Origin of the sequence: Caballeronia hypogeia, from assembly GCF_001544875.2 — a bacterium.
Taxonomy (GTDB): domain Bacteria; phylum Pseudomonadota; class Gammaproteobacteria; order Burkholderiales; family Burkholderiaceae; genus Caballeronia; species Caballeronia hypogeia.
The window spans coordinates 44,393-64,145 of the sequence record NZ_FCOA02000011.1 but is presented as its reverse complement, the minus strand read 5'-3'; the positions used below and the strand labels follow the sequence as shown (position 1 = coordinate 64,145).

The 19,753-nt window shown below is 62.6% G+C and carries 19 protein-coding genes; 14 read left to right on the top strand and 5 right to left on the bottom strand.

Features of this window, described 5'->3' with window-relative positions; genetic code table 11:
* Nucleotides 1–38: 38 nt before the first annotated feature.
* From AWB79_RS17820 to AWB79_RS17805, 4 genes are read left to right on the top strand one after another with little or no spacing between them, the layout of a single operon-like run.
* Complete coding sequence (locus AWB79_RS17820) at nucleotides 39–1,091, top strand: aldo/keto reductase (RefSeq protein ID WP_061168757.1); 1,053 nt, start codon at nucleotides 39–41, stop codon at nucleotides 1,089–1,091.
* 8 nt (nucleotides 1,092–1,099) lie between these two features.
* On the top strand, nucleotides 1,100–1,936 hold the full coding sequence (locus AWB79_RS17815; RefSeq protein ID WP_061168879.1) for an amidohydrolase family protein: 837 nt from the start codon (nucleotides 1,100–1,102) through the stop codon (nucleotides 1,934–1,936).
* Nucleotides 1,937–1,988: 52 nt separating this feature from the next.
* Nucleotides 1,989–2,732, top strand: coding sequence for an SDR family oxidoreductase (locus AWB79_RS17810; RefSeq protein WP_061168756.1), 744 nt, complete (start codon nucleotides 1,989–1,991; stop codon nucleotides 2,730–2,732).
* A 47-nt stretch (nucleotides 2,733–2,779) separates the two neighbouring features.
* Nucleotides 2,780–3,628 carry an ureidoglycolate lyase gene (locus tag AWB79_RS17805; protein WP_061168755.1) on the top strand — a complete coding sequence of 283 codons (849 nt, stop codon included), beginning with the start codon at nucleotides 2,780–2,782 and terminating at the stop codon, nucleotides 3,626–3,628.
* A 74-nt stretch (nucleotides 3,629–3,702) separates the two neighbouring features.
* Here AWB79_RS17805 and AWB79_RS17800 read toward each other — a convergent pair whose 3' ends face one another.
* Nucleotides 3,703–4,143, bottom strand: a complete 441-nt coding sequence (locus AWB79_RS17800; protein ID WP_061168754.1) for a PaaI family thioesterase — start codon at nucleotides 4,141–4,143, stop codon at nucleotides 3,703–3,705.
* 282 nt (nucleotides 4,144–4,425) lie between these two features.
* Here AWB79_RS17800 and AWB79_RS17795 point away from each other — a divergent pair, with 282 nt between their 5' ends.
* Nucleotides 4,426–5,967 (top strand): methyl-accepting chemotaxis protein, encoded by a 1,542-nt coding sequence (locus AWB79_RS17795; protein WP_061168753.1) that lies wholly within the window; start codon nucleotides 4,426–4,428, stop codon nucleotides 5,965–5,967.
* Between the two features lie 679 nt (nucleotides 5,968–6,646).
* The gene (locus AWB79_RS17790; protein WP_157695800.1) at nucleotides 6,647–7,411 is read left to right on the top strand and encodes a glycosyltransferase family 2 protein; all 765 of its coding nucleotides are present in this window, start codon (nucleotides 6,647–6,649) and stop codon (nucleotides 7,409–7,411) included.
* Between the two features lie 21 nt (nucleotides 7,412–7,432).
* Here the strand turns inward: AWB79_RS17790 and AWB79_RS17785 are convergent, their stop codons facing one another.
* A complete protein-coding gene (locus AWB79_RS17785; protein ID WP_061168751.1) occupies nucleotides 7,433–8,548 on the bottom strand; it encodes an AGE family epimerase/isomerase in 1,116 nt (371 codons plus the stop codon).
* A 136-nt stretch (nucleotides 8,549–8,684) separates the two neighbouring features.
* On the opposite strand from AWB79_RS17785, the gene AWB79_RS17780 reads away from it, so the two are divergent.
* The 7 genes from AWB79_RS17780 to AWB79_RS17755 all read left to right on the top strand — a co-directional run bounded on the left by AWB79_RS17780 (nucleotide 8,685) and on the right by AWB79_RS17755 (nucleotide 15,574).
* Nucleotides 8,685–9,368 (top strand): MgtC/SapB family protein, encoded by a 684-nt coding sequence (locus tag AWB79_RS17780; RefSeq protein WP_061168750.1) that lies wholly within the window; start codon nucleotides 8,685–8,687, stop codon nucleotides 9,366–9,368.
* A gap of 321 nt (nucleotides 9,369–9,689) precedes the next feature.
* The gene (locus AWB79_RS17775) at nucleotides 9,690–10,592 is read left to right on the top strand and encodes a hypothetical protein (RefSeq protein ID WP_232470924.1); all 903 of its coding nucleotides are present in this window, start codon (nucleotides 9,690–9,692) and stop codon (nucleotides 10,590–10,592) included.
* 254 nt (nucleotides 10,593–10,846) lie between these two features.
* A complete protein-coding gene (locus AWB79_RS40100; protein WP_198399048.1) occupies nucleotides 10,847–10,999 on the top strand; it encodes a hypothetical protein in 153 nt (50 codons plus the stop codon).
* Nucleotides 11,000–11,456: 457 nt separating this feature from the next.
* Complete coding sequence (locus AWB79_RS17770) at nucleotides 11,457–12,635, top strand: quaternary amine ABC transporter ATP-binding protein (protein WP_061168749.1); 1,179 nt, start codon at nucleotides 11,457–11,459, stop codon at nucleotides 12,633–12,635.
* Entirely contained in the window at nucleotides 12,628–13,530 is a 903-nt protein-coding gene (gene choW / locus AWB79_RS17765) for a choline ABC transporter permease subunit (RefSeq protein WP_061168748.1), read from the top strand. The genes AWB79_RS17770 and choW overlap by 8 nt, the downstream gene beginning before the upstream one ends.
* Nucleotides 13,531–13,545: 15 nt before the next feature.
* Nucleotides 13,546–14,538 carry a GlxA family transcriptional regulator gene (locus tag AWB79_RS17760; RefSeq protein WP_061168747.1) on the top strand — a complete coding sequence of 331 codons (993 nt, stop codon included), beginning with the start codon at nucleotides 13,546–13,548 and terminating at the stop codon, nucleotides 14,536–14,538.
* Between the two features lie 91 nt (nucleotides 14,539–14,629).
* Entirely contained in the window at nucleotides 14,630–15,574 is a 945-nt protein-coding gene (locus tag AWB79_RS17755; RefSeq protein WP_061168746.1) for a choline ABC transporter substrate-binding protein, read from the top strand.
* A gap of 27 nt (nucleotides 15,575–15,601) precedes the next feature.
* On the opposite strand, the gene AWB79_RS17750 is transcribed toward AWB79_RS17755, so the two are convergent.
* The 3 genes from AWB79_RS17750 to AWB79_RS17740 all read right to left on the bottom strand — a co-directional run bounded on the left by AWB79_RS17750 (nucleotide 15,602) and on the right by AWB79_RS17740 (nucleotide 17,958).
* On the bottom strand, nucleotides 15,602–16,366 hold the full coding sequence (locus AWB79_RS17750) for a class II aldolase/adducin family protein (RefSeq protein ID WP_061168745.1): 765 nt from the start codon (nucleotides 16,364–16,366) through the stop codon (nucleotides 15,602–15,604).
* A 52-nt stretch (nucleotides 16,367–16,418) separates the two neighbouring features.
* The gene (locus AWB79_RS17745) at nucleotides 16,419–17,507 is read right to left on the bottom strand and encodes a GlxA family transcriptional regulator (RefSeq protein WP_061168744.1); all 1,089 of its coding nucleotides are present in this window, start codon (nucleotides 17,505–17,507) and stop codon (nucleotides 16,419–16,421) included.
* Between the two features lie 136 nt (nucleotides 17,508–17,643).
* Nucleotides 17,644–17,958 (bottom strand): hypothetical protein, encoded by a 315-nt coding sequence (locus AWB79_RS17740; RefSeq protein WP_061168743.1) that lies wholly within the window; start codon nucleotides 17,956–17,958, stop codon nucleotides 17,644–17,646.
* Nucleotides 17,959–18,352: 394 nt separating this feature from the next.
* Here AWB79_RS17740 and AWB79_RS17735 point away from each other — a divergent pair, with 394 nt between their 5' ends.
* Nucleotides 18,353–19,747, top strand: coding sequence for an L-serine ammonia-lyase (locus AWB79_RS17735; protein ID WP_061168742.1), 1,395 nt, complete (start codon nucleotides 18,353–18,355; stop codon nucleotides 19,745–19,747).
* Nucleotides 19,748–19,753 lie beyond the last annotated feature (6 nt).

The following is a 19,753-nucleotide window of genomic DNA, read 5'->3' as shown; positions in this document are numbered from 1 at the left end:
CGAATGGCGGATTCCAAAACAAACTGACGGGTTTGCACATGACCGCACAAATGCAGCAGGAGACAGCTTTACCGCGACGCAGGATCGGCCGCACGTCGCTGGAAGTTACGGCGCTGTCGCTAGGCACGGCGCCGCTCGGCGGCCTGTATCACGAACTGACGGAAGACGAGGCGCGCGCGACGGTCGATGCCGCGTGGCAATCCGGCATTCGCTTTTTCGACACTGCGCCGCACTACGGCCACACGAAGGCGGAACATCGGCTCGGCGATGCATTGCGGCGATATCCGCGCGGCGACTTCGTGCTGTCGACGAAAGTCGGCCGTCGCTTCGTACCGCGCACGACACGCTACGACGGGAGCGAAGGCTGGGCCGCGCCGCTGCCTTTCCAGGCGATCTACGACTACAGCTACGACGGGATCCTGCGCTCGTTCGAAGACAGCCAGATGCGGCTCGGCATGACCGATATCGACATCGTGCTGATACACGACATCGGCCGCGTCACGCACGGTGAAATGAACGCGCATTACTGGAAACAACTTAGCGATGAAGGCGGCTTCCGCGCGCTCGACGAACTGAAGCGGTCACGCGGCGTGAAGGCGGTCGGGCTCGGCGTGAACGAAGGCGCGGCGGTGATGGAAATGATGGCGGCGTTCGATATCGATTGCGCGCTGCTGGCCGGCCGTTACACGCTGCTGGAGCAGAACACACTCAACGATCTGTTGCCCGAATGCGAGAAGCGCGGCGTGAGCATTCTGCTGGGCGGCGCGTTCAACTCGGGCATTCTCGCGCGCGGCCTCGATGCCAAAGCACATGGCGACCTCAAGTTCAATTACAGCGACGCGCCGAAGGAAATCGTCGAGCGCGTGGGCAAGCTGGAGCGCGTGTGTCGCGAACATGGCGTCGCGCTCTCGACCGCGGCCATCCAGTTTCCTTATGCGCATAAAGTCGTGGCAACGGTGCTAATGGGGGCGCGCACGCCGGCGGAGGTGCGCGAGAACGCGTCATCGTTCGCGACTCCAATTCCAGCCGCGCTGTGGGATGCCTTGCGCGCCGAAAATCTGCTTCACGCGAACGCGCCGGTGCCGCGATGACAACGACGATGACCATCGACGCACATCAACACTATTGGGACCCGGCGCGCGGCGATTACGGCTGGCTCACGCCGGAGATGAAACCGTTGTATCGCTTATTCGGCTCCGACGACCTCGCGCCATTGCGACAGGCAACAGGCGTGCAAAGAACCGTCGTCGTTCAGGCCGCGCCGACGGTCGAGGAAACGCGCTATTTGCTCGACCTCGCGCGCGGCGATGATTCGATCGCGGGTGTCGTCGGCTGGGTGCCGCTCGATTCGATCGACGCGGTGAAGATCATCGACGAATTGGCGCGCGAGCCGAAGTTCAAGGCCGTGCGTCCGATGCTGCAAGACCTTCCCGACGATTCGTGGATCGAACACGCGCCGCTGGACGCCGCGATCCGGCGCCTGATCGAACTCGATCTCGCCTTCGACGCGCTGATCTTCGCGCGGCACGTGCCTGCGCTGATCGAGTTTGTCGAGCGCTATCCGAAGCTCAGGATCGTGATCGACCATGGCGCGAAGCCGCCGATCCGCGAGGGCATCGATGCGGGCTGGCAACCCTGGGCCGACGGCATCGTGCAACTCGCCGCGTTACCGCAAAAACCTTTTTGCAAGCTTTCCGGACTGGCAACCGAAGCATCGCCGAACTGGACCGAGGAAACTTTAAGACCCTACGTCGCGCATCTTCTCGACCAATTCGGACCCGCGCGGCTGATGTGGGGCAGCGACTGGCCGGTACTGAACATGAATGGCAGCTACGCTGCCTGGCACGACACCGCCACAAATCTGACCTCGCATCTCGAAAAAGCGCAGCAAGACGCAATTTTCGGCGGGAACGCCCGTGCGTTCTACCGTCTCTGAAACACCCGAAATACCCGGCATGTCTCAAAAACACCTTCGACTGGAGCTGTAGATGGTACAAAGACTGGCAGGCAAGACGGCGCTGATCACGGCGGCGGGGCAAGGCATCGGGCTCGCGACCGCCGAGCTGTTTGCGAAAGAAGGCGCGCGCGTGATCGCGACCGACATTCGCACGGAATCGCTCGAAGGCAAGTCCTTCGAAGTGAAGCGGCTCGACGTGCGCGATGCGCAAGCGATCACCGCGCTCGCCGACGAGATCGGAGCGATCGACGTGCTTTTCAACTGTGCGGGCTACGTGCACGCCGGATCGATTCTGGAGGCGACCGAAGAGGACTGGGACTTCGCCTTCGACCTGAACGCGAAGGCGATGTATCGGACGATTCGCGCGTTTTTGCCGAAGATGCTCGAAAAAGGCGGCGGTTCGATCATCAACATGTCATCGGCGGCGTCGAGCGTGAAGGGCGTGCCGAATCGCTTCGTGTATGGTGCGTCGAAGGCGGCGGTGATCGGACTGACCAAGTCCGTCGCCGCCGATTTCGTCACGCGCGGCGTGCGCTGCAATGCGATCTGTCCGGGCACCGTGGAATCGCCGTCGCTGAAGGACCGCATCGCGGAACAGGCGAAGGCGCAGGGCGCTTCGGTCGACGCCGTGCAGGCGGCCTTCGTCGCGCGTCAGCCAATGGGACGCGTGGGCCGCGCCGGAGAGATCGCGGCGCTCGCGCTGTATCTCGGCTCGGACGAATCGTCGTTCACGACGGGTCAGATTCATGTCATCGACGGCGGCTGGTCGAACTAAGCCGCGCCTATCAACCGTTTTTGCAACGCGAAAGAGGATCAAAACAGATGAAGCTGCTTCGTTACGGCCCCAAGGGTCAGGAAAAACCGGGTCTGCTGGACGCAGAGGGCCAGATTCGCGACCTGTCGAAGGTCGTCGATGACATCGCCGGCGCGACGCTGACCGATGCGGGCCTGGCGAAACTGCGCGGCGTAGATGTCGCGACGCTGCCGGTGGTCGATGGCAATCCGCGCATCGGGCCGTGCGTGGGGCGCGTCGGCAAGATGGTGTGCATCGGTCTGAACTATGCGGATCACGCGGCGGAATCGAACCTGCCGGTGCCGACCGAGCCGGTCATCTTCAACAAGTGGACGAGCGCGATCTGCGGTCCGAACGATAATGTCGAAATCCCGCGCAATTCGGTCAAGACCGACTGGGAAGTCGAACTCGGCGTGGTGATCGGCAAGGAAGCGAAATATGTCGATGAAGCCAATGCGCTCGATTACGTCGCCGGCTACTGCGTGATCAACGACGTCTCCGAGCGCGAGTGGCAGCTCGAGCACGGCACGCAATGGGACAAGGGCAAGGGCTTCGACACTTTCGGCCCGATCGGCCCGTGGATGGTCACGAAGGACGAAGTCGCCGATCCGCAGAAGCTCGATCTGTGGCTCGAAGTCGATGGCAAGCGCTATCAGAACGGCAACACGAAGACGATGGTCTTCACGGTCGCGCAATTGGTCGCGTATCTGTCGAAGGTGATGAGCCTGCAGCCGGGCGATGTCATTTCCACGGGCACCCCGCCGGGCGTCGGCATGGGCGTGAAGCCGAACGCGGTGTATCTGAAGGCCGGCCAGACCATGAAGCTCGGCATTCAGGGGCTCGGCGAGCAGACGCAGAAGACCGTCGCGGCACAGTGACGCGACACCCGTAGAAAGCAAAAAACCTCGCTGAAAAGCGAGGTTTTTTGTTTCGGACGACGGATTTGAGAGGTTCAGCCGTGGAACACCGGCTCGGCGGCCGTGGTTTCGCTGATGCGCGTGATCGTGCCCTGCGCGACCGCGACAAGCCGCTCGGCGCCGCCATCCGTGACGAACACGTCGCACTGGCAGGTGGCCTGCGTCATGCCCGCGTGGACGACTCGCGCCCGCGCCATCAGGGTGCCGCTCACGGCCGGACGCAGATAATTGATCTTGTACTCGCCGGTCACGACTTTCGGCCCGAGACGCAGCGCGCCCGCGAAGGTCAGCGCGTTATCGACGAGATAACTCACCACCCCGCCGTGCACGAAACCGTGTTGTTGCCTGAGCTCATCCCTGATCGGCAGGCACAGCGTGAGACTCGCTGAATCGACCTGCATGAGTTTGGTTCCGAGCAAGGCGCTGAACGGTTGCGCATTCAGCGCACCGCGCGCGATATCGACGATTTCGGCCATTCGGACACTCCTTGGGTGGGTTCGGTGCCGTCCTGCAAAGACAATAGGAAGCGTTCGCGCGCACTGCAAGGAAGTCATGCAAAAAATGTGCAACGGTGCGTTTCGGGCGGCATGCGCGCCGCTTCGCGCGTCTTCGTAACGCTCCGACGCCGCGGCGCATTCCCTGCATTCGCGTAGACAAACCATTGCGGCAAACGATTCAAGCTTTCGAAGGCCGTTGCCGTAAACCCGCACTGTTCCCCGCTCAGGCGGGCTTATTTTCGGAAATTGTGGGTGTCGCGGATGTTCGGAAAGATCAAGGTTTCGTCGGGTTTGCTCGCAGTTCTGGTGGTGTTCTGTCTCTTTCAGCTCGTGACCGAAGGGCTCGGCTTCTGGTCTTTGTCACGCACGCATGACGATGTCGGCAGTCTCTCCGACATCGCGCTCAAGCAGGTCAACGCGGTCAACGAGACCACGCAGCATCTGATGGACGCGCGTATCAACCTCTCGCGCGCGGGTACGCGCATGGTGCGCGGCGGCACGGAGCCGACCGAGATCGTCCAGCACGCGCGGGAGCAGATCGCGGCGGCGGACAAGTCCTTCGCGGCGTTCCTGAACGCGCGCAAAACCGGCGAGGAAAACGCCGCGCGAATGACCGCGCTGCAGGCCAAGTACGCCGAATACGCGAAGGCGCTGAGCGAGCTCGTTCAATATCTCGACGCCGGCAATATTCAGGCGTTCCTCGATCAGCCGACGCAAGGCTTTCAGGACCGCTATCTCGCCGAGCAGAAGAACTTCGTCGATTTCGGCGACGCAGCCGGCCGCGCCTATCTCTCGTCGATCGACACGCGCTACGCCTGGTTCCGCGCCGTCGGTCTCGCGATTCTCGTGACGCTGGTCGGGGGCATCGTGCTCGTGCATGCCGCGCTGCGCCGTGGCGTGATCCAGCCGCTCGAGGAAGCGGGGCGTCACTTCGAGCGCATCGCGAACGGGCGTCTCGACGAGCGCATCGAAAATCGCGGCACGAACGAAATCGGCCGTCTGTTCGCGGGACTCGCGACGATGCAGGCGAGCGTCGCGAGCACGGTCAAGACGGTGCGCGAGACCTCGGATTCGATCAACTTCGGCGCCGATGAAATCGCCAGCGGCAACGCGGATCTCTCCGCGCGCACGGAGAATCAGGCGGCCTCTCTCGAGGAAACCGCGTCGAGCATGGAAGAGCTGACCGCGACGGTGCGCCAGAACGCCGAGCACGCGCGCGAGGCGAACACGCTCGCGGGCGAGGCGCTCGACGCGACCTCGCGCGGCTCGAGCGTGGTGGATGACGTCGTCGAGAAGATGCGCGGCATCGCGTCGAGCTCGGACAAGATCGCGGAGATCATCTCGGTCATCGACGGCATCGCGTTCCAGACCAATATTCTTGCGCTGAACGCGGCCGTCGAGGCGGCGCGCGCGGGCGAGCAGGGGCGCGGCTTCGCGGTCGTGGCGGGCGAAGTGCGCGGGCTCGCGCAGCGCTCGGCGCAATCGGCGAAGGAGATCAAGGAGCTGATCGGCGAATCGGTCGCGCAGGTGAGCGACGGTTCGGTGCTGGTCGAGCGCGCGGGCGCGGCGATGCGCGAAGTGTCGACGTCGATTTCGCGCGTCACGCAAATGATGGCGGAGATCAGCGCGTCGTCGCTGGAGCAGAGCGTGGGGATCGAGCAGGTGAATCAGGCCGTCACGCAGATGGACGAGATGACGCAGCAGAACGCGGCGCTCGTCGAGCAGGCTGCGGCGGCTGCGTCGTCGCTGCACGAGCAGACGCGGCAACTCAAAGCGGCGGTTTCGGTGTTTCAGCTCGCGTGATTCTGCTTAGAGCGGGAGCGCCGCGTACGACGTCGCGGAGGTGATACGTCATCTCGGCGCCTGCTCCGAACGCGGCGCATTGCCTTTTTTCGGCGTCAGGCAGTAGCAGCTCTCAGGGCGATCGTGAAATTGTTGAATTTTATGTCTTCCTAGCTTGAGTGGTTGATGTACATCTTATTTCATGAAAAGCTTGGCTTTCCTAATAAAAACGAGGGCCAAAAATTCATGAACATTTCTAGAGTTTTGTACTCAAGTATGGCGGCAATAGTGGTCGCGACCGGGGCGTCCAAAGTCTGGGCCGATCAGGCCATGCAATTGCAATGCTCGGGAGGAAATAAGGGAACCTGCGTAACGACCATCGACGGTAGCTTGCTCACCTGGCAAGGAACGAATATCGCGGTCAACCAAACGACTAAAACGACTGCCGACTATTCCTGCAATACCTACAGAGATCCGAGCGGCATGGCGAGCGCCGGGAAGGTGACCGTGTACAGCAACTTCAGCACGAGCGCATACCCGAATTCGAACCCGAGTGCATCGGTCATGATTCCGTGTAGTTAGCAGCGATTAAGTCGTGACTGCTGGTTCCGAACTGGCGGTCACTTCATTGCCTCTATTATCAAATAGACGAAAAATCGGACGAATTTGATTTGACGGTTCACGGCAATCAGATTCTCGATTGAAGAAAACAGGTTGCGCTGAAATGCCAAATGTCTGCATTATCATTCCATGTTTTAACGCTGCGCGCACATTGTCCCGCGCGCTAAATAGTTGTCTGGCACAGGAAGCGGCGCAAGTTATCGTTGTGGACGACAATTCGCAGGATAGTTCAGCTGCGATCGTTCAATATTACGCGCTCAAGGACCGACGAGTCGAACTGCTGAAGATGTGTGAAAATTGCGGGCCTGCAAAAGCAAGAAACTATGGCGCAAATCACGCGAAATATCCGGTCCTCGCATTTTTAGACGCAGATGACGAATATCTGCCTGGCGCTCTCGCAACAGCTACGACCTATCTCTCGCAGAACCCGTTGCGGCCGGCTGTTCGACTCGACGTCGACTTTTCCACCTTTCCGAGTGAAATTATCGCTGGACCGAATTTCGAGCAGCTTGCCCATGTCATGAGCGACAGCGTGGCGAGCAGCTTGGTCATCAAGCGCTCGGTGTTTCTCGCGCTGGGCGGCTTTCCTTTCGACGAAGTCTTTCGCCGATATGGCGGAGAAGACTCCGCATTATCGAATGCGGTAAATGACATCTACGGCTGTTTTCGGATTGGAGGCCGAAAGTGGGTGCGCATGCACTATCACCAAAACAGCCATGCCGCTCGATTCTTCCGACGCGCAATGGGCGAGCCGATGCATCCGCGTGAACATAGCGAAATCGTGGAGGCCATCGACCGATTCGTGCAACGTGCGCGCCAGGCGATTTATCCCGAAGCAGGGTAATCACGGCGCGCCAGATCAACATCAGCGTGTAGGCAAAGCCGCGTACGACGTCGCAAGATGGTACGGCGTCGTCGACGGCATTTCGGCGCGGGTGATCTCGCCCTGCGCCGAACGGCATTCCACCCAGCCGCGTTCGTGCAGGAAGCGCGCGGCGAAGCGCTCGATCGGTTGCGCCACCTGATCGCCGCGCGTGGCCAGTGCACGCAGATATTCGGTCTGCGCCCAGATGCGCTGCGTGCCGTCTATCACACGGCCGGTTTCATCGAGCGCGGCGCAGACGCCGCCTGTTTCCCGATCCACGCCGTGCCGCTGCGCGAAATCGAACGCGCGAGCGAGACCCGCATTCAGTCCCGCCGCCTCGAACGCGGCGTGTCCGCTTCCCATCGCCAGGAAATACCACTCGAATTGATGGCCCGGCTCCAGCCGGTTGCCCGGCGCGCCCATCGGCAATTCGGCGATCGAGCCGCTCGGCTCGTGCACGAACGCATCAGCGACGGAGCGCGCGAGTAGGGCGAGCCGCTTGTCGTAGGCGAACTCTCCGGTGGCTTCGCGCGCGGCGAGCCATGCTTCGGCGAGATGCATCAGCGGGTTCTGCAGCGGCGTCTCGAGCGTCGCGCCGAAGTCCTCCGCGAGCACGGCGTTCAGCAAATCACCGCCGCTGGAAAAGCGCGCTTCGATCAGCCGCGATGTCTCGTCGAGCAGCGCGAGCGCGTGCGCCGAGCCGCTGCGCTTGGCGTATGCCGCGCACGCGAAGATCACGAACGCATGCGTGTACAGATCCTTGTGACGCTCCAGCGGCGCGCCGGACGCGTCCACGCTGTAGAACCATCCGCCGTTTCGCTTGTCCTGAAAATAGTGCCGCAGCGATTCGAACAGCGTCGCGGCGTGCGTCAGGTCGCCGGCTTCCGAAAATACGAAGAGCTGGCGCGCGCAGGCCATCGCCCGATAGCGTTTCGGCGGCTGCGGCGCGTGGTCGTCCGGGGCGACCGCTTCATATGCGAGGCCGAGCGTCGCGTTGAAGCCTGGACCGCGCCAGACGGGCAGCACGACGTTCGCGTAGTGCTCGCGCAGGCGCGCCGGGGAATCCGGGCGCAACGATTGCAAGGGCGACGAAGCGTTTGGTTGCTGATCCTGCATAGAAAGGCTCTGATGGTTCCGGGGAGGCGCGCGGACTCGCCCGGCGCGCACAGCAGGAAAGGATAGCAAAACCGGACCGGCGCGAACCGCTCGAGGCGGACCGCGTACGGGCCATCGACGTGCGGAGGGTCAAAACATGTTGGGAAATATGGAAATCGTGTCGCGGCTGGTCATGGCTGCGGCGCTTGGCAGCGTGATCGGTTTCGAACGCGAGCGGCTGTCGTGGGCAGCGGGGCTGCGCACGCACATGCTGGTGTGCGTCGGCTCGGCGCTCATCATGATCGTGTCCGCGTATGGCTTCGAGGATGCGCTGAAGGCCGATCACGTCGTGCTCGATCCGTCGCGGGTGGCGGCACAGGTCGTATCGGGCATCGGCTTTCTGGGCGCGGGGTCGATTCTTCTGCGCGGCGAGATCGTGCGCGGGCTCACCACCGCTGCGAGTCTCTGGTCGGTCGCGGCGATCGGGCTCGCGGTGGGCGGCGGGCTCTACACGGCGTCGATCGCGGCGACCGCCATCATCCTGCTCATTCTCGCGGGGATCAAGCCGCTGGAGCGCCGCTTCATCAGCGTGAAGCAGCGCCGGCAACTGACGATGCTGGTCGAGCGCGGCTCGCTCTCCTTCCACGCGCTGCACGAGGCGCTCGGCCCCGGCAGCGTGCGCGTAAAGCAGTTCGTCGTGCAGCAGAGCGACGACTCGCCCGATCTGGACGAGGTTCGCGTCGAGCTGTCGCGGGCATCGACGCTCGAATATCAGGCGATTTGCGAACGTTTGCGGCAACTCGACGTCGTGCGTGAGTTCCGCGAGGACGACGCGGCCTGAAAATGACCGTGATGGTGCAGGATTGCACGCGCGGCCATGCGACAATGCGGCCCTCTCGAAAATAATCGCCGATACGCGGTGTGCGTCGCGCGCCGGCCGCCGTCTTTCGAACCTATGCCAGATGCCGCTGTAAATAGAGAATCCGAAACGCTCCAGGACGAGCCCGCGGCACGATCCCGCCGTCGACGCGCAACGGCCCCAGACGACCCGCCACTCCTGCAGGACAACGCCGACACCGAAAAGAAACTGGCGCGCGCGGCGCGCTCCGCGGAGCGCCTCGCGCAACTGAGCGAAGGCGCGCGCGGCGGCGAAACGCTCGACTTGTTCGCTGAAGATGCCGAACGCGCGCATCAGCAGGCGCTCAACACGGATATCCGCCAAGGTACGTTCGAGGGATTCGAGCTGCCCGATGTGTTTCTGGCAGCGGTGCAATCCACTTGCGGTACAGCTACGCCGGAATTGGCTGCGTCGAAGCGGCCTGCGCGCGGAAGCACGGCGGCGCTGACGCCCGTGGCGCCAATGCAGGGCCTTTTTCAGGATGAATTCCTCGAAACCCCCGACGCGCCACCCGCAGAGCCTGTGCTGAGGGAAAAAGCCATCGCGGCGATGCCTGCGGCCACGGCACGCCTGGCGAGCATCAGCACCTCCGCGGCGCCGGAAAGTCCCGCGCGTGCTTCGTTTGGCGTCGCTTCCGCGCGAGTCGAACACGACCGCGATGGCATGGAAGACACAAGCGGCCCAAGTGTCTCCCAGCGGGCCAGCCGAAACGCGGCGCCCGAACTCGACCGCGCCCGCGCCACGGCGTTCGCGGACACCATCGACGCGCTCTACGCCGTGATCGCCGAACAGCGCACGTCGACCGCCGCCCACGCGCGCCGCCTGAAAACGATGCTGACGATCATCGTCTGCGTGATGCTCGGCACGGTGGCGACGGGAATCGCGCAAACCGTCGTGCTGATGCACATGAGCCGCGACGGCAAGCTGCAGCAGGACCGCATGGAGCAACTGATGCTCAGCCAGCAGGCGACCCTCGCCTCGCTCTTCGATACCGATTCGGCGACCGTGAGCATGCGCCAGTCTCCCGACAGGCCGCGCGAAGCCGATGACGCCTCGCCGGTCCAGCCCGTCAGCGCCGCCGGAGCCGCACGGGTCACCAACGCCGATTCCGCGCCGAAAAAGCACACGCGTCAGCCGCACCATCGCGCCGGTTCTTCGGCGCACTGATCCCATGCGTCGGATTCCCGCGACACCCCGCGCTGCGGCGGCGTGTCGCGGTTTTCGCTCGTCTCGGCGCCGAGCGCCCGCCGCGCGGCCTCCTGCGCCCCGTCCCCGTTTATTTCGCGCATTTCGATCGGTAACTTTGTAGAAAAACTACCAAATTTTTATCCATGAAATGTTGCATTGCACTAGAAATCGATCAGGGCAAACCCTATAATTCTCTCTAAGGGAAAACCCTCTGTAACTAACCGGAGTCAATCATGAGCTACCTCTTCGCCCTGCTGCAAAAGTTTGCTTCGCTGTTCGAATCGCCGCACCTGCCGATGGACAAGGATTACTCGTATCAAGCGCGTTTCCGTGAATCGGAGCGTCAACGCAAGTCGCGCGGCACGGCATTCGGCTTCCGTCTGTAATGCGCGGCTGAAGGCGGCGCGGGAAACACAATACGAGCAACACACGACGGCAAGCGCCGTACGACCCGCCCGCTAGTTCTTCCTCAGCATGTAGTTTTTCTAGCAGATTTCTTGTTGGTCCAGCGTCGTTTCGAGACGCATCCCTTCCTTGGCGCCGCTCGCGCGCGATCAAAACACCACCTTTCGCCCGGCTGACGGTCGCTTCGCAAGATGCCTGCATCGCAAAAGGCATCGGGACTTGTCCTTACGCGACATCCCAAAAAACTCCCGTTTCTTCGCCGCGCCCGCCGCAAACCCTTGTCCAGCAAGGCTTCGATTCACCGTCGTCGCATCGGCCCTTATTCCAGTGTCGTATTTCCACATGTGTTTGTCGCAAATAGTCGGCAGACGCGACTTTTTTCTGGCAACTATGTATGAACAGCGCGGACACGCGTCCGCACTCGCCAGGAGATATTCGATGAATTCCCCCAAGGTAGTAGTCGAAGGGCTGTGCAAGGTGTTTGGCAACAGCCCCAAACAGGCGTTAGACATGCTGGCCGGCGGCGCAACGAAGGAAGAAGTCTTCAAGCGCACCGGACAGATCGTCGGCGTCCACAACGTCTCCTTCGACGTCAAGGAAGGCGAGATCTTCGTGCTCATGGGCCTTTCAGGCTCGGGCAAATCCACGCTGATCCGGCTGATCAACCGGCTGGTCGAACCGACCGCCGGCAAGGTGCTGATCGACGGCCGCGATGTGGCCGCCGTGGCCCGCTCGGAACTTACGGCGCTGCGCCGCAAGGACATGAGCATGGTGTTCCAGTCCTTCGCGCTGATGCCGCAGCGCACCGTTCTTTCCAACGCCGCATTCGGCCTCGAGGTCGCGGGCGTCGGCAAGAAGGAGCGCGAAGCGCGGGCGATGACCGTGCTCGAGCAAGTCGGCCTCGCACCATTCGCACAGAAGCTGCCAGCGCAGCTGTCGGGCGGCATGCAGCAGCGCGTGGGTCTCGCGCGTGCGCTCGCGGTGAATCCTTCGCTAATGATCATGGACGAGGCGTTTTCCGCACTCGACCCGCTGAAGCGCAAGGAAATGCAGAACGTGCTGCTCGATCTGCAACGCGAGCAGCGCCGCACGATCCTGTTCGTCTCGCACGATCTTGAAGAGGCGATGCGCATCGGCACGCGTATTGCGATCATGGAAGGCGGCCGCGTGGTGCAGATCGGCACGCCGCAGGAAATCATCACGAATCCGGCGGACGATTACGTGGAGGCCTTCTTCGAAGGCATCGACACGAGCCGCTACCTGACGGCCGGCGACCTGATGCAGACCGACGACGTGCCGCTCATCAAGCACTCGCCGCAGATCGATGCATCGAGCGTCGCCGCGACGCTCAACGGCAGCGCGGACTACGCCTTCGTGCTCGACGCGCAACGGCGCATTCGCGGCTTCGTCGGGCGCGATGCGAGCGGCAACGCGACGCCGCAGATCAAACCCATCGAATGCATCGAGCGCCACATGACGCTGGATGATGTCGTGAACCGTGTGGTCGCGAGTCCCGCGCCGCTGCCCGTCGTCGAGGCGGACGGTTCGTACTGCGGTTCGATCAACAAGACCAATGTCCTGAAGGTCCTTACGCACCATCGAGGTTCCCATGTCTGAAATCATTCCGCTTGGCAGTTGGGTGGACCACGGCGTCCACTATCTCCTCGATCACGACGCGAAGACCTTCGATTCCATCGGCAAGGTCATCGAAACCTTCGCCGCGGCGGTCGAGCATAGCCTGCAGGCCATTCCGATGTGGGCGCTCATGGCGATCTTCGTCGGCATCGGACTGTGGCGCGTCGGCTGGCGCTTCGCGGTGTTCGTCCTCGCCTCGCTGTTGCTGATCTACGCGACGAACTTCTGGGATCAGATGGTCATCACGCTGGGCCTCACGTTGTCGTCCACGTTCATCAGCCTGCTGCTCGGCATTCCGCTCGGCATCTGGACCTCGAAGAGCAAGTACATCGAAATGGGCGTGCGCCCCGTGCTCGACCTGATGCAGACGATGCCCGCCTTCGTCTACCTGATTCCGGCCGCGATGCTGTTCGGCCTGGGTCGCGTGCCTGGCATTCTGGCCACCGTCATCTTCGCGATGCCGCCCGCCGTGCGTCTCACCGCGCTCGGTATCAAGCAGGTGAATCGCGAGATCGTGGAAGCGGGTCAGGCGTTCGGCTGCACGCCGTTCCAGCTGCTCTACAAGGTGCAGATTCCGAACGCGCTGCCTTCGATCATGACCGGCGTGAACCAGACGATCATGATGGCCTTGTCGATGGTGATCATCGCGTCGATGGTCGGCGCGGGCGGTCTCGGCAACGACGTGCTGGCTTCGATTCAGCGTCTGGATATCGGGCTCGGCTTCGAGAGCGGCTTGTCGGTGGTGTTGCTGGCGATCATTCTCGACCGCATCACCGAGAGCTTCGGACGTTCGCCCGGCATGGCGCGCGCTCCGCTGTTCGCCGGACTGAAGAGCGTGATGAAGGTGCGCCGCACGCCGGCGACGCAACAAGGCTAACAAGGCACACGAGCTATGAAGCGCGACGCGATCGTCCCAGCGGTAACCGATTCACCGTTGTCCAATCTCGCGCACTTCGGCTTTCTCACGCTGCCGAACTTCTCGATGATCGCGTTCACGAGCGCGGTCGAGGTGCTGCGCATGGCCAATTACGTCGGCCGTGCGCAGCACTACACGTGGTCGATCATCACGCCCGACGGCGAACCGGCGCGGGCGAGCAACGGCATCACCGTGAAGCCGACGGTCACGCTCGATGAAGCGGGCATGCCCGACGTGCTGATCGTGTGCGCGGGCTGGCATGTCGCAGAGTATGTCGACGACAAGGTCATCGGGCTTTTACAGCGCGCGCATGAAGCGGGCATTCCGCTGGGCGGCATCTGCACCGGGCCGTACGCGCTGCTCGCGGCGAAGCTGCTGGACGGATATCGCTGCACGCTGCACTGGGAAGACATGTCGCCGGTCAACAAGCGCTTCCCGCATGTGCGTTTCGCGGACGAACTCTTCGTGATCGATCGCGACCGAATGACCTGCACCGGAGGCACCGCGCCGCTGGACCTGATGCTCAATCTCGTCGGCATGCGGCTCGGGCAGGCGCACGCGACCCAGGTGTCGGAGCAGTTCATCGTCGAACGGATTCGCGGATCGACGGATTACCAGCATATTCCGGTCGATGCGCGCGTCGGCTTTTCGCGCGCCGAGCTGGTCGAAGTGGTGCGGCTGATGGAAGCGAATATCGAGGAGCCGCTCTCGCTCGAAGAGCTCGCACGGCTCGTGCATCTGTCGCAGCGGCACTTGCAGCGAATGTTCAAGATGTTCCTCAACGTGTCGCCGACGCATTACTACCTGACCTTGCGGCTGCGGCGCGCGCGCGAACTTTTGCGCAACACCGACGCATCGATCGCGCGCGTGACCAGCATCTGCGGTTTTCATTCGCCTTGTCACTTCAGCAAGGCGTATCGTGCGCAGTTCGGCCATGCGCCGAGCGTCGAGCGTCGATTATCGGCCTGACGTTTTTTTCCTGATTTCAATGATCCGCGCCGGCGTTCGCAACGCCGCGCGCGGGCCGTGTTGCGCCTTCAAAAGACCTGGGAGAGAAGAGATGAAACGCTTGTGGATCGCGCCGCTGGCTGCGGCGATGCTGTCGGGTGTGTGCGCCGCCAGCGCGGCTGAACCGGCCGCGTGCAGGAACGTGCGTTTCGCCGATGTCGGCTGGACCGATATCGCCGCAACCACGGGCCTTGCATCGACGGTTCTGCAAGGCCTGGGCTACAACCCGACGAAGACGATCGCTTCGGTGCCGATCACGTTCGCGGGCGTGAAGAGCAAGCAGATCGATGTATTCCTCGGCTACTGGTCGCCGACCATGGACCCGATGATCGATTCGTTCAAGAAGGCGAATCAGGTGAAGATCCTGCCGACGCCGAATCTGGTCGGCGCGAAATACACGCTGGCGGTGCCGGACTATGCGTATCAGGCGGGCATCAAGAACTTCAACGACATCGCGAACAACTACGACAAGCTCGACGGCAAGATCTACGGCATCGAGCCGGGCAACGACGGCAACGCGCTCATCAAGAAGATGATCGACAACAACATGTACGGGCTCGGCAAGTTCAAGCTGGTCGAGTCGAGCGAGGCCGGCATGCTGGTGGAGGTGAATCGCGCGATTCGCGAGAAGAAGCCGATCGTGTTCCTCGGCTGGGAACCGCATCCGATGAACGTGCAGATGAAGATCGACTATCTCGCCGGCGGCGACGACGTGTTCGGTCCGAACTACGGCGAGGCGAAAGTGCTGACGGTCACGCCGACCGATTACGACACGCGTTGCCCGAATGTCGCGAAGCTGGTGTCGAATCTGCAATTCACGACGGACATCGAGAATCACGTGATGCTGCCGATCATGAACAAGACCGATGCGAACAAGGCGGCGAAGGAATGGCTGAAGCAGAATCCGGCCGTGCTCGACAAGTGGCTCGCGGGCGTGAAGACGTTCGACGGGAAGGATGGGTTGCCGGCGGTGAAGGCGTACGTCGCCGGCAACTGAGTGCAGTGATGCGCGTGCGAGGGCGCGTCAGGTCCGATAGTCGACCTTCGCGCCTTCGATCATCCGCAACGCCGCCTCCCACTGCAGCGCCATGATCCCCTCGGACTCATCGCGCCGATATTGCGCCGCCGTCACCTCGCACACCTTCTGCGACGGCAGATTCAATTCCGCATTGCCCGCCAGCGCGCGAATCTGGATCTCGCACGCCCGCTCCAGAAAATACATTTCCTGAAACGCCTCTGGAATCGACTTTCCGCACGTGAGCAATCCGTGATTCTTCAAAATCATCGCGTTGTGCAGACCGAGATCGTTCACGAGCCGGTCGCGCTCCGCGAGATCGAGCGCAATGCCTTCGTAGTCGTGATAGGCAATATGGCCGTAGTACTTCAACGCATGCTGACTGATCGGCAATAGACCTTGTTTCTGCGCCGACACCGCCGCGCCCGCCGCCGTATGCGTATGCACGACGCAAAACACATCGGGCCGCGCCATGTGAATCGCCGAGTGAATCGTGAAGCCGGCCGGGTTCACGCGATAGCGCTCGGGATCGTTGCCCGCGCCCGCTTCGACCGGACGTCCCTCCTGATCGATGCGCACCAGATCCGACGCGCGCATCTCGTCGAACAGCACGCCATAGCGATTGATCAGAAAGTGATGATCCGCTCCCGGCACGCGCGCGCTGATGTGCGTGAAGATCATGTCGGTCCAGCGGAAATGCCCAATCACACGATACAGCGCCGCGAGATCGCAACGCACCTTCCATTCTTCCTGCGAGTATCCGTGAGTCTCCATGCCGTTCCTCCTTGGTTTGATGAGCCGCGGAAAACGTACTGCGAAAGACCTTCTAGATTGCCTGGGCGCGGCCCGGAAAAACTTCGTCGTAGTCCATTGCCTGATTCGCATCCGTCGCGTCCTGCGCGCCGCCCTGTTCGCGATACGCCATGGGCGGCACACCGAACTGCTTGCGGAATTCGCGGCCGAGATGCGATGCATCAGAGAAACCGCAGCTCGATGCGATATCGGCCACGGTCTTGTCCGAACTCGTAAGCAGCCACGCGGCCGTGCGCAGCCGCACCTGCTTCGCGTAAGCCTGCGGCGCCTTGCCGGTTTCCGCCTTGAAGAGCCGCTCCAGTTGCCGCGTCGACAGATCGAGCTTGTGCGCGAGCTCGTCCAGCGTGAGCGAGCGTCCGACATGCTGCTCCATCAGCAGGATCGCACGTTTCACCTTCGGATGCGTGGCGGGCGCGAGGCCCGGCGGATGCGGCTGCGGCGCATTGCCTTTCTGCATGTCGTCGACGAGCAGGATGCGCAGCGCCTTTTGCACCGTCGCCGTTTCGAAGTGACGCAGCAGGATCGCGGCGGCCACGTCGATAGAAGCGCGCCCGCCCGAGCACGTGATGCGCCTTCTGTCGATGACAAAGAGCCGGTCCGCAACGAGCGCCTGTTCGTCCGCATGAGGAAAACGTTCGACGAAATCCCAGTAGTGGAACCAGCTCACGCAGATGCGATGCCCTTCGAGCACGCCCGCGCGCATCAGCGAGAACACGCCCGTGCACATGCCGACGAGCGTCGCGTTCGATGCCGCGGCGCGGCGGATGAACTGCAGCGTCGCATCGCTCGTGGCGGGGCCCGAATGCAGCAGGCCGCCGACCACGACGACGTAATCGAACGGCTCGGCCCGATCGTAGGTTTCCCACGGCGTGATCTGGATGCCGCAACTCGCGCGCACCGGCGCGAGCGTTTCACCGATCACGCTCCACGAGCAGCGCACGGGGCGGCTGAAATCGCCTTCGTCGGCGGACAGGCGCAACAGATCGACGAAACCGGCGAACGCGGTTAGCGTGAAGTTCGGCAACAGGATGATGCCGAAGCGGATGCGTGACTTCGACTGACCGTCGACGGAAAGCGGCGGAAGGGGCTCTGCGGGGTTCATGCGGGTGACATGCGGCTGGATGTTATCCGGCGAGCATAACACCCGGCCGCACGCTCCGCGCGTGCTTCGGAAAGAACACGGCCGGCGTCGTGAGAGGCCGGCCGGGGGAAACCGCTGATGAAATGAGGCGTGGCTTTCAGCCGCCGAGCACCGCGATGCCCCACGCGAACACGCTCCCGATGAGCGCGCCGCTGGCACGGCCGAGCACGCTGGCGATGGCGTAATCGCCCCAGCGCTGTTCGATCTCCGCCTTCAATACGCCGAAGTAGCGAAGCAGCGGGTCGATCGAGCAGAGCAGCGTGAGCGCGGCCCAGACCGGCGCCTGACGCGTGAGGACGCGATCGATCGCGAGAACGTCGATCGACTGAAGCGTGCCGACGACACCGAGACCGATAAGGAACGCGAGAGTCCAGGATTTGAAGAACTGGTCGGGTAAGGCGTGAGTTTCCATCGAATGCAAACCGGAGAAGCGAGAAAGGGCAAAAAACGGAGGGTGATGCGGAGTGCGGCTCGGCTCACCTGAGGACCTAGGGAATATACCGATGCCCGCTCGCCGATTGCCTCGGACCAGTCTCAAAAAGCTGCGAAGTGCAACGAAGATGCGCAAAAACGCGCGAAACCGGAAAGGCTCTGCTACGCGCGCCGGCGCCTCCCGGACTTGCCTTCGCGCGTCAGAAAGCTTGGGAAAAGCGCCACTGAATTCAGGTGGAAACAGACACTGACGCCGCGATCCCATTTCGATGGCGTTTTTGTTCTATCGGGTCTTTTTAGGGTTTGGTGCAATGAGCGCCATACCGAAACCACGTTTGCGCACTACGCGCCGCGCCAAGCCAAGGGACTCGCCCATGAACGTCAGCGTCTTCGATCTTTTCAAGATCGGCATCGGACCGTCCAGCTCGCATACCGTCGGGCCGATGATCGCGGCGTGCCGTTTCGCGTCGCATATCGAGGACGCGAATCTGCTCGCCTTCGTCACCCGCGTGCGCACCGAGCTGTTCGGTTCGCTCGGCGCCACCGGCAAGGGCCACGGCACCGACAAGGCCGTGTTGCTCGGCCTCGAAGGCAACCTGCCCGATCTGATCGACCCGGACATCATCGCGCCGCGACTCGCGGAGATTCGCAAGAGCAAGCGCCTCAAGCTGCTCGGCAAGCACGAAGTCGTGTTCGAGGAGCGCGAGCACATCGGCTTCTATCGCAAGCTGATGCCGGGCGCGCCCGGTTCCAGCATCGTGCATCCGAATGGCATGCGCTTCCAGGCGTTCGACGACAACGGCCAGTTGCTCGTCGAAAAAGAGTATTACTCGGTCGGCGGCGGCTTCGTCGTGAATCGCGAAGGCGATCGCGTGAACGGCCTGCGCGCCGGCAACATGGTGCCGCATCCGTTTCGCACCGGCGACGACCTGATGCGCGTCTGCCAGGAGACAGGCCTGTCTATCGCCGAAGTGACGATGCAGAACGAATGCGCGAATCGCAGCGAGGCGGAAGTGCGCGAAGGCTTGCTCGCCGTGTGGCGCGTGATGGCCGCGTGCGTCGAGCGCGGCTGCAAGGAGCGCGGCGAGTTGCCCGGCCCGATGCACGTCAAGCGCCGCGCCGCCGATCTTTCCGCGTCGCTGCGCTCGCGCTCGGAAGAGTCGCTGCGCGATCCGCTGTCGATGCTCGACTGGGTCAATCTCTACGCGATGGCCGTCAACGAGGAAAACGCCGCGGGCGGCCGCGTGGTCACCGCGCCGACCAACGGCGCGGCCGGCGTGATTCCCGCCGTGCTGCACTACTACGTGAAGTTCATGCACGGCTCGAACGATGACGGCATCGTGCGCTTCCTTCTGACGGCCGCGGCCATCGGCATCATCTACAAGGAAACGGCTTCGATCTCGGGCGCGGAAGTGGGCTGCCAGGGCGAAGTGGGCGTCGCGTGCTCGATGGCCGCGGCCGCGCTCGCCGCCGTCATGGGCGGCACGCCTGCGCAAGTCGAGAACGCCGCCGAAATCGGCATGGAGCACAACCTCGGCATGACCTGCGATCCGGTCGGCGGCCTCGTGCAGATTCCGTGCATCGAACGCAATGCAATGGGCGCGATCAAGGCGATCAACGCGGCGCGCATGGCGATGAAGGGCGACGGCAAGCACTACGTGTCGCTCGATTCGGTCATCAAGACCATGCGCGAAACCGGCGCCGACATGAAGACGAAATACAAGGAGACGTCGCGCGGTGGCCTCGCCGTGAACGTCATCGAATGCTGAGAAGCC

Bases quoted from the DNA above. Each gene is read 5' to 3' on its own strand.
- AWB79_RS17820 (WP_061168757.1), top strand. From the start codon at position 39: ATGACCGCACAAATGCAGCAGGAGACAGCTTTACCGCGACGCAGGATC.
- AWB79_RS17815 (WP_061168879.1), top strand. From the start codon at position 1,100: ATGACCATCGACGCACATCAACACTATTGGGACCCGGCGCGCGGCGAT.
- AWB79_RS17810 (WP_061168756.1), top strand. From the start codon at position 1,989: ATGGTACAAAGACTGGCAGGCAAGACGGCGCTGATCACGGCGGCGGGG.
- AWB79_RS17805 (WP_061168755.1), top strand. From the start codon at position 2,780: ATGAAGCTGCTTCGTTACGGCCCCAAGGGTCAGGAAAAACCGGGTCTG.
- AWB79_RS17800 (WP_061168754.1), bottom strand. From the start codon at position 4,143: ATGGCCGAAATCGTCGATATCGCGCGCGGTGCGCTGAATGCGCAACCG.
- AWB79_RS17795 (WP_061168753.1), top strand. From the start codon at position 4,426: ATGTTCGGAAAGATCAAGGTTTCGTCGGGTTTGCTCGCAGTTCTGGTG.
- AWB79_RS17785 (WP_061168751.1), bottom strand. From the start codon at position 8,548: ATGCAGGATCAGCAACCAAACGCTTCGTCGCCCTTGCAATCGTTGCGC.
- AWB79_RS17780 (WP_061168750.1), top strand. From the start codon at position 8,685: ATGTTGGGAAATATGGAAATCGTGTCGCGGCTGGTCATGGCTGCGGCG.
- AWB79_RS40100 (WP_198399048.1), top strand. From the start codon at position 10,847: ATGAGCTACCTCTTCGCCCTGCTGCAAAAGTTTGCTTCGCTGTTCGAA.
- AWB79_RS17770 (WP_061168749.1), top strand. From the start codon at position 11,457: ATGAATTCCCCCAAGGTAGTAGTCGAAGGGCTGTGCAAGGTGTTTGGC.
- choW (WP_061168748.1), top strand. From the start codon at position 12,628: ATGTCTGAAATCATTCCGCTTGGCAGTTGGGTGGACCACGGCGTCCAC.
- AWB79_RS17760 (WP_061168747.1), top strand. From the start codon at position 13,546: ATGAAGCGCGACGCGATCGTCCCAGCGGTAACCGATTCACCGTTGTCC.
- AWB79_RS17755 (WP_061168746.1), top strand. From the start codon at position 14,630: ATGAAACGCTTGTGGATCGCGCCGCTGGCTGCGGCGATGCTGTCGGGT.
- AWB79_RS17750 (WP_061168745.1), bottom strand. From the start codon at position 16,366: ATGGAGACTCACGGATACTCGCAGGAAGAATGGAAGGTGCGTTGCGAT.
- AWB79_RS17745 (WP_061168744.1), bottom strand. From the start codon at position 17,507: ATGAACCCCGCAGAGCCCCTTCCGCCGCTTTCCGTCGACGGTCAGTCG.
- AWB79_RS17740 (WP_061168743.1), bottom strand. From the start codon at position 17,958: ATGGAAACTCACGCCTTACCCGACCAGTTCTTCAAATCCTGGACTCTC.
- AWB79_RS17735 (WP_061168742.1), top strand. From the start codon at position 18,353: ATGAACGTCAGCGTCTTCGATCTTTTCAAGATCGGCATCGGACCGTCC.